Genomic DNA, 14,441 nt, shown 5'->3' with positions numbered 1-14,441 from the left:
CGAGTCAGAGAAAATGAGTCGCTTTTTTTGGGGTTGCTACGCAACCCAGCGGGGATAAATCCCCTCGCCACAGGAACAGCATCGCAGTGATCAATAATCGTCGCCGCGATCGGTCACATCCTTCTCGACACTTGGCGCGTTCGGGTCATAGCCCTGGGGGAATTTGCCTTTCAAGTTCCAGGCAAAGGCAATGATTTCGGCAATGGTGCGATACAACTCTTCCGGGATGCTGTCGCCCAGTTCCATCCGCGCCAACAGCTTCACCAATTCAGCGTTTTCATAGATCGGCACTTCGCTTTCGCGGGCGATCCGCAGGATTTCCTCGGCAAGGGCTTCGTCGCCCTTGGCGGTGAGGGTCGGGGCGTGGAGGCCGTCGTACTTGAGGGCGATGGCCTGGCGTGGTGCGGTGTCGGTTGTCATGCGGTTTCGTCCACCCAGCGTTGTTCCAGTCGCGTCTTGGGGCCTTGGGGCGGGGTGCCGAGGTGGCAATCCAGGTCGCCAACGTTCAGGCCGCAGGTCACCAGGCGTTCACGCAGCGCGGTCAGATTGTTTTCGATCAGGCTGGCGGTGTACGGCCGCTCTGCCCATAGCTGGCTCGACAGGCTGCCGCTGAGCAACTGAGCCTGAATCTGCAGCGGCCCCAGTGGCTCCATGTCGAACGCCAGCTCGACCCGCCAGAGCTGCTGTTTCGGCTCGCGTTCTTCACGGCGTTCCGGTGACTCCTCCCGGGGCGGGGTTTCCTCGCGCTGGAACTTGACCTGCAGCGGCACGATGTCCTGCAGGTTGCGCATGGGGATTTCCAACTGCCAGGTGCTCATCAATCGACCGTCGTCGGTCAGGCCCGTCTGTTCCAGGCTCGACAATTGATGGCTTTGCAGGCGCGACACGGCGGCGGCGGCCAGGCGCAACAACTGTTCCAGGTCGCCTTCATCGTCCTGGCCTTTCAACAGGCGCGAGGGCAGGGGGAAACTGGTGGGTTGCGGCTTGACGCTGACCTGGCCGAGGGTGCCGAGGGCGTTACGCACGAAGCTGGGTAGCGCCTGGGCCAAGGTGTTGGCGGCGATGATGGCGGCGAGGTTGGTTGAGGCGGGCAGGGCCGGGGTCAGTTGGGCGATCAGTTTCAGCAGATCGCCCTTCATGTCTGGCGCCAGGCTCGGTACTTGCCCGGCCAGCAGTTTGCTTTCCAGGAACGCGCCGCTGGCGGCCATGGCCTGGGCCAGGCCCTTGGGTGTGCTCAGTTGCTGGATGTCGGGCAGGCCCGCCAACAGGCGTGTCACCGCAGCGCGCAACTCGGCGCCAGTGTCGTCGCTGGCCGGAAGCTTTTGCAGCGCGGTGTTTTGCAGCGCGGTGACCAGGCTGTCCAACGAGCCCTGGCGGCTCATCTGCGTGACCAGTTGCTGGCTCACCGCCAGTTGTTCCTGGCGGTTGCTCAAGGGGACAAATTTCAAGGTTTGGGCGTCTTGTACCTGAGCGCTCAATAGCGTGCCGATGCGCAGCGGTTGCGGGCTGTCGATGTCCAGGGTACTTCCGGCCTGGGCGGTGTTGAGCAGGCTCACCAGCGACCGGTACACCGCGGGTTGCCCCGGCAACTGCGGCAACGCCTGGCTGGTCAGTACCTTGCCTTGCAGCAGCGTGCCGACCGGCATCTGTGCCGTGTCGATACGGGTCAGGGTGGCGACGCTCGAGGCGATGGCCTGCTGCACGGTAATCGCCAGGTTGCTGGCGGACGGCTGAGTCACGGCCAGGCTGGTGCCTTGGGGCAATGGCTGGGTGCTGGTGGCTTGCACGGTGGTTTGGCGACCGCTCTCCAGGGTGACCTTGAGCAACAGCTGGAAGGTCTGTTCCGCCTGCTTGAGCGACAACACCTCGGCCTTGGCGGTCTGGCCCGCACCGATCAGGCCTTCGACCGGCGTCAGCAATTTGAGCAGCTCGCCCGTGACCGCCGGCATACGGGTTGTTGCCGAGGCCTGAGGCAACGGCGGGATGTTCATGTCGCCTGTCATCTGCGGTCTTACCTTGGGAAACTAATTGAGCACGCCCCCTGGGGCATGACATGTATAATGCCGCCGGTCTTTCAGGGAGTGGCGAAAACCTTGCAATTGTTTGACGCAGCTCTGTGGAACCGGCCGCCAAAGCATCTATGCTGCACCTCTTTAACGGCCGCTGCATTGCCGACTTGAACCGTATAAGGCCCGCTATCCCTTGACCAGTCCTCTCCTGCAAACCGTTGGCCTCGCCTGTGAGCGAGATTTGCGGCTGCTTTTCGAGAATCTCCAATTGAGACTCTCGCCTGGCGATATGGTGCAGATCAGCGGTCCCAACGGCAGTGGCAAGACCAGCCTGTTGCGCCTGTTGGCCGGGTTGATGCAGCCGACCGCCGGCCAAGTGCTGCTCAATGGCCAGCCGTTGCACAGCCAGCGCAGCGAACTGGCCCGCAATCTGCTCTGGATCGGCCATGCCGCTGGCATCAAGGATTTGCTGACGCCTGAAGAAAACCTCAGTTGGCTCTGCGCGCTGCATCGACCGGCCGGGCGCGAGGCGATCTGGCAGGCGCTGGCGACGGTGGGCCTGCGCGGCTTCGAAGACGTGCCGTGCCACACCCTGTCCGCCGGCCAGCAGCGCCGCGTGGCCCTGGCCCGGTTATATCTCGACAGCCCGCCGCTGTGGATTCTCGACGAGCCGTTCACCGCCCTGGACAAGCAGGGCGTGGCGCAGCTCGAGGAGCACCTGGCCGGGCACTGCGAGAGGGGGGGCATGGTGCTGTTGACCACTCACCACACATTGGCGCGGATGCCATCCGGTTATCGCAACATCGATCTTGGGAACTGGGCTGTATGAGTGTGTTTGGCCTGCTGCTTGCCCGCGAGGCGCGCCTGTTGTTCCGCCGTCCGGCCGAACTGGCCAATCCGCTGGTGTTCTTCGCGATTGTCATCGCACTGTTCCCGCTGGCGGTCGGTCCCGGGACTCAATTGTTGCAAACCTTGTCGCCGGGGCTGGTCTGGGTGGCGGCCCTTTTATCGGTCCTGCTCTCGCTGGACGGGCTTTTCCGCAGTGATTTCGAAGACGGATCCCTGGAGCAGTGGGTCCTTTCGTCGCACCCCCTGGCCCTTCTGGTTTTGGCCAAGGTACTGGCACACTGGGTTTTTTCCGGCCTGGCACTGGTGCTGCTCTCGCCGCTGCTGGCAATGATGCTGGGCTTGCCCGCTGCCTGCATGCCGGTATTGTTGGTATCGCTGTTGCTGGGCACGCCGGTGTTGAGCCTGCTCGGCGCAGTCGGCGCGGCGTTGACGGTGGGGTTGAAGCGCGGCGGCCTGTTGTTGGCGCTGCTGATCCTGCCGCTGTATATCCCGGTGTTGATCCTCGGCAGTGGCGCCTTGCAAGCCGCGCTGCAAGGCATGCCGGCAACCGGTTATCTGCTGTGGCTTGGGAGCCTGACCGCCCTGGCGATAACCCTGACACCCTTTGCAATAGCCGCTGGCCTGAAAATCAGCGTCGGCGAATAATAATGAGGCCTGGTCAAGAACTGACCACTTCTTTTGAAGTAAAGGCAGACCTGGCGACTCGTAATGACGGGTCGCAACCGTGATGGAAACAGCAATGAACTGGACCTGGTTTCATAAGCTCGGCTCACCCAAGTGGTTCTACGGCATCAGCGGCAAACTGCTGCCCTGGTTGAGCATCGCCGCACTGCTGCTGATCGGCATCGGCGTGGTCTGGGGCCTGGCCTTCGCACCGCCGGACTACCAGCAGGGCAACAGCTTTCGCATCATCTACATTCACGTTCCCACGGCGCTGTTGGCCCAGTCCATCTACGTGATGCTGGCGGTGTGCGGCGTGGTCGGGCTGGTGTGGAAGATGAAACTGGCGGACGTGGCCCTGCAATGCGCCGCGCCCATCGGAGCCTGGATGACCGCCGTAGCGCTGGTCACCGGGGCGATCTGGGGCAAGCCGACCTGGGGCTCATGGTGGGTCTGGGATGCCCGACTGACGTCGATGCTGATCCTGCTGTTTCTGTACTTCGGTCTTATTGCGCTGGGCAACGCCATCAGCAATCGTGACAGCGCCGCCAAGGCCTGCGCGGTACTGGCGATTGTCGGCGTGATCAACATCCCGATCATCAAGTACTCGGTGGACTGGTGGAACACCCTGCACCAGGGCGCGACCTTCACCCTCACCGAAAAACCGGCGATGCCTGTGCAAATGTGGCTGCCGCTGTTGCTCACCGTGCTGGGTTTCTACTGTTTCTTCGGCGCGGTGCTGCTGCTGCGCATGCGCCTGGAAGTGCTCAAGCGCGAGTCCCGGGCCAGTTGGGTGAAGGCCGAAGTACAGAACAGCCTGGAGGCCGCTCGATGAGTTTTGCATCATTCGGCGATTTTCTCGCCATGGGCCATCACGGCCTGTATGTCTGGTCCGCCTATGGCATCTGCCTGGCGGTGCTGGCCCTCAACGTGGCGGCGCCGATCCTGGCCCGCAAGCGGTATCTGCAACAAGAGGCGCGTCGTCTGCGCCGGGAGAATGGTCAGTGAATCCGCTGCGCAAAAAACGTCTTGTCATCATTCTTGCCATCCTGGTGGGGGTCGGCGCCGCAGTCGGCTTGGCCCTGAGCGCCTTGCAACAGAACATCAACCTGTTTTACACCCCGACCCAGATTGCCAACGGCGAAGCACCCAAGGACACGCGCATTCGTGCCGGCGGCATGGTGGAGGAGGGGTCCCTGGAGCGTTCCGGGGACTCGCTGGACGTGAAATTCAACGTCACTGATTTCAACAAGACCGTGACCATCACCTATCGTGGCATCCTGCCGGACCTGTTTCGCGAAGGGCAGGGCATCGTCGCCCTGGGCAAGCTCAATGCCGAAGGCGTGGTGGTGGCCGATGAAGTCCTGGCCAAGCACGACGAAAAATACATGCCGCCGGAAGTGACCAAGGCTTTGAAAGACAGCGGCCAGTCGGCGCCCGCTCCCGTGAAGGAGGGTTGATCGATGACCGGTCTGTTTATTCCCGAGCTGGGTCACCTAGCGATGATCCTGGCCTTGTGTTTCTCCATCGTTCAAGCGGTAGTGCCTTTACTCGGTGCCTGGCGTGGCGATCGTTTGTGGATGAGCCTGGCCCAGCCGGCGGCTTGGGGGCAGTTCGCCTTCATGTTGTTCGCCTTTGGTTGCCTGACCTACGCGTTCATGGCTGATGATTTCTCCGTGGCCTACGTTGCTGGCAACTCCAACAGCGCCTTGCCTTGGTACTACAAGTTCAGCGCGGTGTGGGGCGCCCATGAAGGGTCTCTGTTGCTCTGGGCGTTGATCCTCGCCGGCTGGACCTTCGCGGTCTCGGTGTTCTCCCGGCAGTTGCCCCAGGTAATGCTGGCCCGGGTGCTGGCGGTGATGGGGATGATCAGCATCGGTTTCCTGTTATTCCTGATCATTACCTCCAATCCGTTCGAGCGCATCCTGCCCCAGGTGCCGATGGACGGTCGCGACCTCAACCCGTTGCTGCAGGACATCGGCCTGATCGTTCACCCGCCGATGCTCTACATGGGCTACGTTGGATTCTCCGTGGCCTTCGCCTTCGCCATTGCCGCGTTGCTGGGCGGTCGTCTCGATGCCGCCTGGGCGCGCTGGTCGCGTCCCTGGACCATCGTCGCCTGGGCCTTCCTGGGCATTGGCATCACCCTGGGTTCGTGGTGGGCCTACTACGAACTGGGCTGGGGTGGCTGGTGGTTCTGGGACCCGGTGGAAAACGCCTCCTTCATGCCCTGGCTGGTGGGCACCGCGCTGATCCACTCCCTGGCCGTCACCGAAAAACGTGGCGTGTTCAAGAGCTGGACGGTGCTGCTGGCCATCGCCGCATTCTCCCTGAGCCTGCTGGGAACCTTCCTGGTGCGGTCCGGCGTACTGACTTCGGTGCATGCCTTTGCCTCTGACCCTGAGCGTGGGGTGTTCATCCTGATGTTCCTGCTGTTCGTGGTCGGCGGCTCTCTGACGCTGTTCGCTGTGCGCGCGCCGGTGGTGAAAAGCCAGGTCGGCTTCAACCTCTGGTCCCGGGAAACCCTGCTGCTGGGCAACAACCTGGTACTGGTGGTTGCCGCGTCGATGATCCTGCTGGGCACGTTGTACCCGTTGGTGCTCGATGCGCTGACCGGCGCCAAGCTGTCGGTCGGCCCGCCGTACTTCAATGCCTTGTTCATTCCGCTGATGGCGATCCTGATGGTGGTGATGGCTGTCGGCATGCTGGTGCGCTGGAAAGACACACCGGTCAAATGGCTGATGGGCATGCTGACGCCCGTGCTGCTGGGCACTGCTGCCCTGGCCGTCATCGCCGGGATCGCGTATGGCGATTTCAACTGGGCGGTGCTGGCGACCTTCGTGCTGGCGGCCTGGGTGTTGCTGGCCGGGGTCAGGGATATCTTCGACAAGACCCGCCACAAGGGCTTGATCAAGGGCCTGCCAACCCTGACCCGCAGCTACTGGGGCATGCAGCTCGCCCACCTGGGTATCGCGGTCTGCGCCTTGGGCGTGGTGCTGTCCAGCCAGAACAGCGCCGAGCGCGACCTGCGCCTGGCGCCCGGAGAGTCCATGGATCTGGGTGGCTATCAGTTTGTCTTCGAGGGTGCCAAACATTACGAAGGCCCGAACTTCACTTCCGACAAAGGTACCGTGCGGGTGCTCCGCGACGGCCAGGAAGTGAGCGTGCTGCATCCGGAAAAGCGCCTCTACACCGTGCAGAATTCGGTGATGACCGAAGCCGGGATCGATGCCGGTTTCACCCGCGACCTCTATGTAGCGCTGGGTGAGTCCCTGGGCGATGGCGCGTGGGCTGTGCGGGTCCACGTCAAGCCGTTCGTGCGCTGGATCTGGTTCGGCGGCTTGCTGACCGGCCTGGGTGGCGTGCTGGCGGCCTTGGATCGTCGTTATCGGGTCAAGGTAAAAACCCGGGTGCGTGAAACCCTGGGCATGACGGGAGCCCCTGCATGAAACGTTGGTTGATGCTGTTGCCGCTGGCGCTGTTTTTGTTGATGGCGGTGTTTTTGTACCGGGGGCTCTACCTGAACCCGGCCGAATTGCCCTCGGCGATGATCGGCAAGCCGTTCCCTGAGTTTTCCCTGCCGTCGGTGCAGGGCGACAAGACACTGACGCGGGCGGACCTGTTGGGTAAACCGGCACTGGTCAATGTCTGGGGCACCTGGTGCATTTCCTGCCGGGTTGAACATCCGGTATTGAACAAACTGGCCCAGAATGGCGTGGTGATCTACGGCGTCAATTACAAGGACGTCAACGCCGATGCTTTGAAGTGGCTGGCCGAATTCCATAACCCGTATCAACTGGATATCCGCGATGAAGAGGGCTCCCTGGGCCTGAACCTGGGCGTCTACGGGGCGCCGGAAACTTTTTTCATCGACGCCAAGGGTGTCATCCGCGACAAGTTCGTCGGCGTGATCGACGAACAGGTCTGGCGCGAGAAGCTGGCCGCCAAGTATCAGGCGCTGGTCGACGAGGCCAAGCCATGAAGCGCTGGTTAGCAGCCCTCATCCTCGGGGTGAGCCTGGCTGGCGTGGCCCACGCCGCCATCGATACCTATGAATTCGCCAACGAGGGCGAGCGCGAGCGGTTTCGTGAATTGACCAAGGAGCTGCGCTGCCCCAAGTGTCAGAACCAGGACATCGCCGATTCCAACGCACCGATTGCCGCCGACCTGCGCAAGGAAATTTTCCGCATGCTCGGCGAAGGCAAGGACAACCAGCAGATCATCGATTTCATGGTGGACCGCTATGGGGAGTTCGTGCGCTACAACCCGGCCTTGACCTCCAAGACCGCGCTGCTCTGGTTTGGCCCCGCCGGGCTGTTGTTCGGTGGTTTCGTTGTCATCGCGGTGATTGTGCGCCGCCGCCGGGTCCAGCGCACGGCTGCCCCGGACACGCTTTCTGTCGAAGAGCGCCAGCGCCTCGACCAACTGTTGGATAAAACCAAGCATGATTGATTTCTGGCTCGCCGCAGGTCTGCTTCTCCTGGTTGCCCTGAGTTTTCTGTTGATCCCTGTATTGCGCGGTCGCCGCGCCCAGCGCGAAGAGGACCGCACCGCGCTCAACGTAGCGCTGTACCAGGAGCGCGTCGCCGAGTTGCAGGCCGAGCAGGAAGAGGGCGTGCTGAACGCCGCGCAACTGGACACCGGCCGCGCCGAAGCCGCGCGTGAACTGCTCGCCGACACCGAAGGCGCCGATGCGCCGCGCGAGTCTCGCTTGGGGAAACCGTTGCCGTTACTCGCCGCCGTGCTGGTGCCGGTGTTGGGCCTGGGGCTGTATCTGCATTTCGGCGCCAGCGACAAGGTCGAGCTGACCCGTGAGTTCGCCCAGGCACCGCAGTCGATGGAAGAAATGACCCTGCGCCTGGAGCGCGCGGTGGCCGCGCAACCGGATAACGCCGAGGGCTTGTATTTCCTCGGTCGCACCTACATGGCCCAGGACCGACCGGCGGATGCGGCGAAGATCTTCGAGCGCACCGTGGTGGTGGCCGGCCGGCAACCCGAGCTGCTCGGGCAATGGGCTCAGGCGCAGTATTTCGCCGATGGCAAGAAATGGTCGGACAAGGTCCAGGCCCTGACCGACGAAGCGCTCAAGCTCGATCCCAAGGAAGTCACCAGCCTGGGCCTGCTGGGAATCGCCGCGTTCGAAGGCGAGCGTTATCAGCAAGCCATTGATTATTGGGGCCGCCTGCTCGCGCAACTGCCGGAAGGCGACAAGTCCCGTGAGGCGCTGCAGGGCGGTATCAGCCGCGCCACCGAGAAGCTTGAGGCCAGCGGCGGCAAGGTCGCCCAAGCGCCAGTGAGCAAGGCTGCGGCATTGCTCAAGGTGCGCGTCGAGCTGGCGCCAGCGCTCAAGGCCAAGGTGCAGCCGGGCGACAGCGTGTTCATCTTTGCCCGCGCCGCTTCCGGCCCGCCGGCGCCGCTGGCGGCCAAGCGCCTGACCGTCGCTGATCTGCCTGTTACCGTGGAACTGGGCGACGCGGACGCCATGATGCCGCAACTGAAACTGTCGAACTTCCCTGAAGTCCAACTGGTGGCGCGCATTTCCCGGGCCGGTCAACCGACCGCCGGTGAATGGATCGGCCGCAGCAAGCCTCTGGCGAGCAGCACCACGGCGCAGCAACAACTGACTATCGACAGCCCGGATAAATAACAGGAATTCGCACCATGACCGCCATCGCTCGTATCACCCTGCTCACGCTCGTCCTGGGCCTGAGTGCTTGTGCGGTCCAGCGTCCGCCGCAGCCGTCGGCGCCGCTGCCTCCCATCCCGTCTTCAGGCCCGGCCACCAAGCCGGGGCCGTCGACCGCCCCAAGCAAGCCCGTCACGCCGAACACACCGGCCAAGCCGTTGCCTCGTACTTCCGCCAGCTTCGCCCCACCACCCGGCGGCAATAGCCACTGGGACGCCAAACTTGGGGTCTATGTGCTGGACAACCACACCAACACCTTCTATCGCCAGCGCACCTATTACCGCTGGAGCAACGGCTGGAGCCGCTCCATCAGCCCGAACGGGCCGTGGGAAGAAACCACCATCGAAGGCGTTCCGGCGGGGTTGGGGCGTCAATTCCACTAAGAGAGACCAGCCTGTGGCGAACCGGCTCGCCCCGGCTGGGCTCGACAGCTACTACGCAGTTTGGCCGGTGATGAGTTCAAGGTTCGACCTGTCATGCCCGGCGTCGTAGAATGCGCGCCTTTGCGAGCCTTCACCGGCCAACCGCGTATTTATCGGAGCACCTGACCATGACGACTACCCCGACCGGCGACTACCTGGAAACCCTCTACGAAGGCTACGGCCAGCGTTTTCGGATGGACAAGCTGCTGCACGAAGTGCGCACCGAGCACCAGCACCTGGTGATTTTCGAGAACCCGCGCATGGGCCGGGTGATGGCGCTGGATGGCGTGATCCAGACCACCGAAGCCGATGAATTCATCTACCACGAAATGCTGACCCACGTACCGATCCTCGCCCACGGCGCGGCCAAACGCGTGTTGATCATCGGCGGTGGCGACGGCGGCATGTTGCGTGAAGTGACCAAGCACCTGGGCGTTGAGCACATCACCATGGTGGAAATCGACGGCACCGTGGTGGACATGTGCAAGGCGTTCCTGCCCAACCACTCCAAGGGCGCCTACGACGACCCGCGCCTGAACCTGGTGATCGATGACGGCATGCGTTTCGTCTCCACCACCCAGGAGAAGTTCGACGTCATCATCTCCGACTCCACCGACCCGATCGGCCCGGGTGAAGTGCTGTTTTCGGAAAACTTCTACCAGGCCTGTCATCGCTGCCTGAACGAAGGCGGCATTCTGGTGACCCAGAACGGCACGCCGTTCATGCAACTGGGCGAAGTACAAACCACTGCCGGGCGTCTGCGTGGCCTGTTTGCCGACTGGCATTTCTACCAGGCCGCCGTGCCGACCTACATTGGCGGCGCCATGACTTTCGCCTGGGGCTCGACGGATACTGCCTATCGCAAGCTGACCCGCGAGACCCTGCGTGAGCGCTTCATTGGCAGCGGCATTGTTACCCGCTACTACAACCCTGAAGTTCACATCGGCGCGTTCGCCATGCCGCAGTACGTCTTGCAGGCGATCAACAAGCCAAGCAACGACTGATCAGGACTCCCAAGCTGTGGCGGGGGTTATATCCCCTGACCACAGAGAGGTTCGACACAGACTCATCGGGCAATCCGGAGTTTTTTGTGTTTGCGAATAGTCATTGAACAAAATTTTCACAGGACCTTGCGGACAATCCCGGCGCCTGTTGCCGTCGGTGAATGAATGGCGATGCTCAGCCATTCATTCAACGCTCGCGCACTCGCGCAGACCCAGGGACCCGGGTGATGGTCGGCATAGGACGCGCCGTTGTTCTATTCGCCCTCAACCCCATTAGGTCCTTACACGACATGGCAATCCCGGACGCCCTGAGTCAGCAACGCACCACGCATCGCCTGCTGCAACCGACCGTCAAATCTCACCTGGCCTACACGTTGCTCTGTGCCTTGGTGATGATGATCATGTTCAGCCTGTTGCGCGTTGCGCTACTGGTCTACAACCGCGAAATGATCCTCGACACCCCGGCCTCGACCTTCGTCGAGGCGTTCGTCAACGGTCTGCGTTTTGACCTGCGTCTGGTGGTCTATCTGTGTATTCCGCTGCTGCTGGCCTTGTTCAGCGCGCGGGCCATGGCGGCTCGTGGTTTTTTTCGTTTCTGGCTGACCGTGACCGCCAGCATCGCGCTGTTCCTCGGTCTGATGGAGATGGACTTCTACCGCGAGTTTCACCAGCGTCTCAACGGCCTGGTCTTCCAGTATGTGCAGGAAGACCCGAAAACCGTGATGAGCATGCTCTGGTATGGGTTCCCGGTGGTGCGCTACCTGTTGGCGTGGGTCGTGGGCACGCTGATCCTCACGATGGCGTTCAAGGGCGCCGACCGCGCGACTCGACCGCGCGGGCCGTTCAGTGGCGGCACCATTGGCACACGCCAGGTGGCTCCGTGGTACGGGCGTGTCGCGGTGTTCATGGTCTGCTTGGTCGTGGCCGTGGGCGCCGCCCGGGGTACCTTGCGCCAGGGGCCGCCGCTGCGCTGGGGTGACGTCTACACCACCGATTCGAACTTTGCCAACCAGTTGGGCCTTAATGGCACGTTGTCACTGGTGGCCGCGGCCAAGAGCCGGATGTCCGAACACCGCGACAACATCTGGAAAGCCACCCTCGAGCAACCGCTGGCCCAGCAGACGGTGCGGGACATGCTGGTGATGCCCGACGACAAACTGGTCGATGCAGACACCGCCGCCGTACGTCGCGACTACACGCCACCGGCCGACAAGACTTTGCCGATCAAGAACGTGGTAGTGATTCTCATGGAAAGCATGGCGGGGCACTCGGTAGGTGCCTTGGGCGCGCCGGGCAATATCACGCCTTATCTGGACAAACTGTCCAAGGAAGGTCTGCTGTTTGACCGCTTCTTCTCCAATGGTACCCACACCCATCAGGGCATGTTCGCCACCATGGCCTGCTTCCCGAACCTGCCGGGCTTCGAGTATCTGATGCAGACACCTGAAGGCAGCCACAAGTTTTCGGGGCTGCCGCAACTGCTCAGTGCCCGCAACTACGACGACGTGTATGTCTACAACGGTGATTTCGCCTGGGACAACCAGTCGGGTTTCTTCAGCGGCCAAGGTATGACCACGTTCATCGGGCGCAATGATTATGTGAACCCGGTGTTCTCCGACCCCACCTGGGGCGTGTCCGACCAGGATATGTTCGACCGCAGCCTGATCGAACTCAAGGCACGGGAAAACGGCAAACCGTTCTATGCGTTGCTGCAGACCCTGTCCAACCACACGCCGTATGCGCTGCCGACACCGTTGCCGGTGGAACCGGTCACTGACCGTGGCAGCCTGAATGCGCACCTGACTGCCATGCGTTATTCCGATTGGGCGCTGGGTCAGTTCTTCGAAAAGGCCCGCAAGGAGCCTTATTTCAAGGAGACGCTGTTTGTCATCGTCGGAGACCACGGCTTTGGTAACGAGCGCCAGATTACCGAAATGGACTTGGGCCGTTTCAACGTACCGATGCTGTTGATCGGCCCGGGTATCCAGGAAAAGTTCGGCCAGCGCAACCACACCGTGGGCACGCAGGTCGATATCGTCCCGACCATCATGGGCCGGATCGGCGGGCAAGTGCGTAACCAGTGCTGGGGCCGCGATCTGTTGAACCTGCCGCCAGGCGACAGCGGATTTGGCGTGATCAAACCGTCGGGCAGTGATCAGACCACGGCGATAATCCGCGACGACAAAATTCTGGTACTGCCAAGGGAAAAGGAAATGGCGCCGAAGCTGTACCGCTACCAACTGGGTGCCCAGCCACGCGCGGATGTCATCTCCGACGCGCCGCAGGCTCTCGAAATGAAACTCAAGCTGGAGGCGTTTCTGCAAACCGCCACCAAGAGCCTGCTGGATAACACCGCCGGCGTGACACAAGGTGTTCCGGACTGAGAAGTTCCGCCCATAAAAAAGAGGCCTTAACGGGCCTCTTTTTTTGTCACTTAGTGGTTCATATCTTGCCCAGTAATAGCAGGATCAACAGCACTACCAGTACGACACCGATGATTCCGGACGGACCGTAACCCCAACTTCTAGAGTGCGGGAAGACCGGCAGGCCACCGATCAGCAGGAGGATCAGGATAATGATGAGTATTGTGCCCATTGTTGATTTCCTTATTGGTCAGTTCTGGAGTGATGCAACTTTCAACTACCAGCACGCATGCGTTAAATCCGGGCGGCTTAATAAGTACGACCGTAACGTCCTGTAAAAAATTCAAAGTCTTTTTGAGGCGTGAAAGAACCCGTCTTCGGGAGCAAAGCGGGCTCGCGCTGCAAACGACACCATCTTCCAGAACTGCGTCGCGCCGATCGCGAGCAAGCTTTGCTCCCACAGGCGGTTCCACTGGGTTGTTCCCCTCAAAACCTATTAAGGTTTGCCCTCGCCATTCAGCACTCTGATGGAGCGTGGGTGCGGCGGGGTCCTTCGCTACACTCGGCGCATCTCTCCCGGAACAACAAGGCTGTTTCCTATGCAAAATCGCATGATGATTACCGGTGCCGGTTCTGGCCTGGGTCGCGAAATCGCGCTGCGCTGGGCCCGCGAAGGCTGGCGCCTGGCCTTGTCGGATGTCAGTGAGCCGGGCCTTCAGGAAACCCTCAGGTTGGTGCGTGACGCTGGCGGCGACGGTTTTGTCCAGCGCTGCGACGTGCGCGACTACAGCCAACTGACGGCGTTTGCCCAGGCCTGCGAAGAGAAGCTCGGTGGCATCGACATCATCGTCAACAATGCCGGTGTGGCCTCGGGTGGGTTCTTCAGTGAACTGTCCCTGGAGGATTGGGACTGGCAGATCGCGATCAACCTGATGGGCGTGGTCAAGGGTTGCAAGGCGTTCTTGCCGTTGCTGGAAAAAAGCCGCGGCAAGATCATCAACATCGCCTCCATGGCCGCCCTGATGCAGGGCCCGGCCATGAGCAACTACAACGTGGCCAAGGCTGGTGTGGTGGCGCTGTCGGAAAGCCTGTTGATCGAGCTGGCACAGCAGGAAATCGGTGTGCATGTGGTGTGCCCGTCGTTTTTCCAGACCAACCTGCTGGACTCCTTCCGCGGCCCGACGCCGGCAATGAAAGCCCAGGTCGGCAAGCTGCTGGAAAGCTCGCCGATCAGCGCTGCCGAGATTGCCGATTACATCTATGAACAGGTCGCCCAGGGCCAGTTCATGATCCTGCCCCACGAGCAAGGGCGCATGGCCTGGGCCATCAAGCAGAAGAATCCGCAATTGCTGTACGACGAAATGACCGTCATGGCCGACAAGATGCGCGCCAAGGCTCGACAGAACCCGAGTTGACCTGAGTGTCCGGCGTCCTCAGGATGGCCGCAT

The 14,441-nt window shown here is 61.8% G+C and carries 16 protein-coding genes; 13 read left to right on the top strand and 3 right to left on the bottom strand.

All coding sequences use genetic code 11. The annotated features are described in order from the left end of the window. Positions 1-90: 90 nt before the first annotated feature. Positions 91-420: an EscU/YscU/HrcU family type III secretion system export apparatus switch protein gene (locus BW979_RS22670; protein WP_047226269.1), complete on the bottom strand. Its 330-nt coding sequence runs from the start codon at positions 418-420 to the stop codon at positions 91-93. Further along, on the bottom strand, positions 417-2,003 hold the full coding sequence (fliK, locus tag BW979_RS22665) for a flagellar hook-length control protein FliK (protein WP_076385820.1): 1,587 nt from the start codon (positions 2,001-2,003) through the stop codon (positions 417-419). Before fliK ends, BW979_RS22670 begins: the two co-directional genes overlap by 4 nt. Positions 2,004-2,202: 199 nt before the next feature. Here fliK and ccmA point away from each other — a divergent pair, with 199 nt between their 5' ends. The 12 genes from ccmA (at position 2,203) to BW979_RS22605 (ending at position 13,014) form a co-directional block, all read left to right on the top strand. Further along, positions 2,203-2,838, top strand: coding sequence for a cytochrome c biogenesis heme-transporting ATPase CcmA (gene ccmA, locus BW979_RS22660; protein ID WP_047226271.1), 636 nt, complete (start codon positions 2,203-2,205; stop codon positions 2,836-2,838). Next, on the top strand, positions 2,835-3,503 hold the full coding sequence (gene ccmB, locus BW979_RS22655; RefSeq protein ID WP_047226272.1) for a heme exporter protein CcmB: 669 nt from the start codon (positions 2,835-2,837) through the stop codon (positions 3,501-3,503). Before ccmA ends, ccmB begins: the two co-directional genes overlap by 4 nt. A 94-nt stretch (positions 3,504-3,597) precedes the next feature. After that, positions 3,598-4,353, top strand: a complete 756-nt coding sequence (locus tag BW979_RS22650) for a heme ABC transporter permease (RefSeq protein WP_047226273.1) — start codon at positions 3,598-3,600, stop codon at positions 4,351-4,353. Beyond that, a complete protein-coding gene (ccmD, locus tag BW979_RS22645) occupies positions 4,350-4,526 on the top strand; it encodes a heme exporter protein CcmD (protein WP_007939192.1) in 177 nt (58 codons plus the stop codon). Before BW979_RS22650 ends, ccmD begins: the two co-directional genes overlap by 4 nt. Further along, entirely contained in the window at positions 4,523-4,978 is a 456-nt protein-coding gene (gene ccmE, locus BW979_RS22640; RefSeq protein ID WP_076385818.1) for a cytochrome c maturation protein CcmE, read from the top strand. Before ccmD ends, ccmE begins: the two co-directional genes overlap by 4 nt. A gap of 3 nt (positions 4,979-4,981) precedes the next feature. Beyond that, positions 4,982-6,967: a heme lyase CcmF/NrfE family subunit gene (locus BW979_RS22635; RefSeq protein WP_076385816.1), complete on the top strand. Its 1,986-nt coding sequence runs from the start codon at positions 4,982-4,984 to the stop codon at positions 6,965-6,967. Further along, a complete protein-coding gene (locus BW979_RS22630) occupies positions 6,964-7,500 on the top strand; it encodes a DsbE family thiol:disulfide interchange protein (protein ID WP_047226276.1) in 537 nt (178 codons plus the stop codon). The genes BW979_RS22635 and BW979_RS22630 overlap by 4 nt, the downstream gene beginning before the upstream one ends. Then, complete coding sequence (locus BW979_RS22625; RefSeq protein WP_047226277.1) at positions 7,497-7,970, top strand: cytochrome c-type biogenesis protein; 474 nt, start codon at positions 7,497-7,499, stop codon at positions 7,968-7,970. Before BW979_RS22630 ends, BW979_RS22625 begins: the two co-directional genes overlap by 4 nt. Next, positions 7,963-9,165, top strand: coding sequence for a c-type cytochrome biogenesis protein CcmI (gene ccmI / locus BW979_RS22620; RefSeq protein WP_076385814.1), 1,203 nt, complete (start codon positions 7,963-7,965; stop codon positions 9,163-9,165). Before BW979_RS22625 ends, ccmI begins: the two co-directional genes overlap by 8 nt. Positions 9,166-9,179: 14 nt before the next feature. Next, positions 9,180-9,587, top strand: coding sequence for a lipoprotein (locus BW979_RS22615; RefSeq protein WP_047226279.1), 408 nt, complete (start codon positions 9,180-9,182; stop codon positions 9,585-9,587). A 167-nt stretch (positions 9,588-9,754) separates the two neighbouring features. Further along, on the top strand, positions 9,755-10,630 hold the full coding sequence (speE, locus tag BW979_RS22610; RefSeq protein ID WP_076385812.1) for a polyamine aminopropyltransferase: 876 nt from the start codon (positions 9,755-9,757) through the stop codon (positions 10,628-10,630). Between the two features lie 290 nt (positions 10,631-10,920). Then, complete coding sequence (locus BW979_RS22605) at positions 10,921-13,014, top strand: LTA synthase family protein (protein ID WP_076385811.1); 2,094 nt, start codon at positions 10,921-10,923, stop codon at positions 13,012-13,014. A 58-nt stretch (positions 13,015-13,072) separates the two neighbouring features. Here the strand turns inward: BW979_RS22605 and BW979_RS22600 are convergent, their stop codons facing one another. Beyond that, entirely contained in the window at positions 13,073-13,225 is a 153-nt protein-coding gene (locus tag BW979_RS22600; protein ID WP_018606531.1) for a DUF3309 family protein, read from the bottom strand. Positions 13,226-13,592: 367 nt separating this feature from the next. Here BW979_RS22600 and BW979_RS22595 point away from each other — a divergent pair, with 367 nt between their 5' ends. Next, positions 13,593-14,408, top strand: a complete 816-nt coding sequence (locus tag BW979_RS22595; protein ID WP_076385809.1) for an SDR family oxidoreductase — start codon at positions 13,593-13,595, stop codon at positions 14,406-14,408. Positions 14,409-14,441: the final 33 nt, after the last annotated feature.

Origin of the sequence: Pseudomonas sp. A214, from assembly GCF_900156295.1 — a bacterium.
GTDB lineage: Bacteria > Pseudomonadota > Gammaproteobacteria > Pseudomonadales > Pseudomonadaceae > Aquipseudomonas > Aquipseudomonas rhizophila.
The sequence above is the reverse complement of the archived record's forward strand: the minus strand, read 5'-3'. Positions and strand labels throughout refer to the sequence as shown.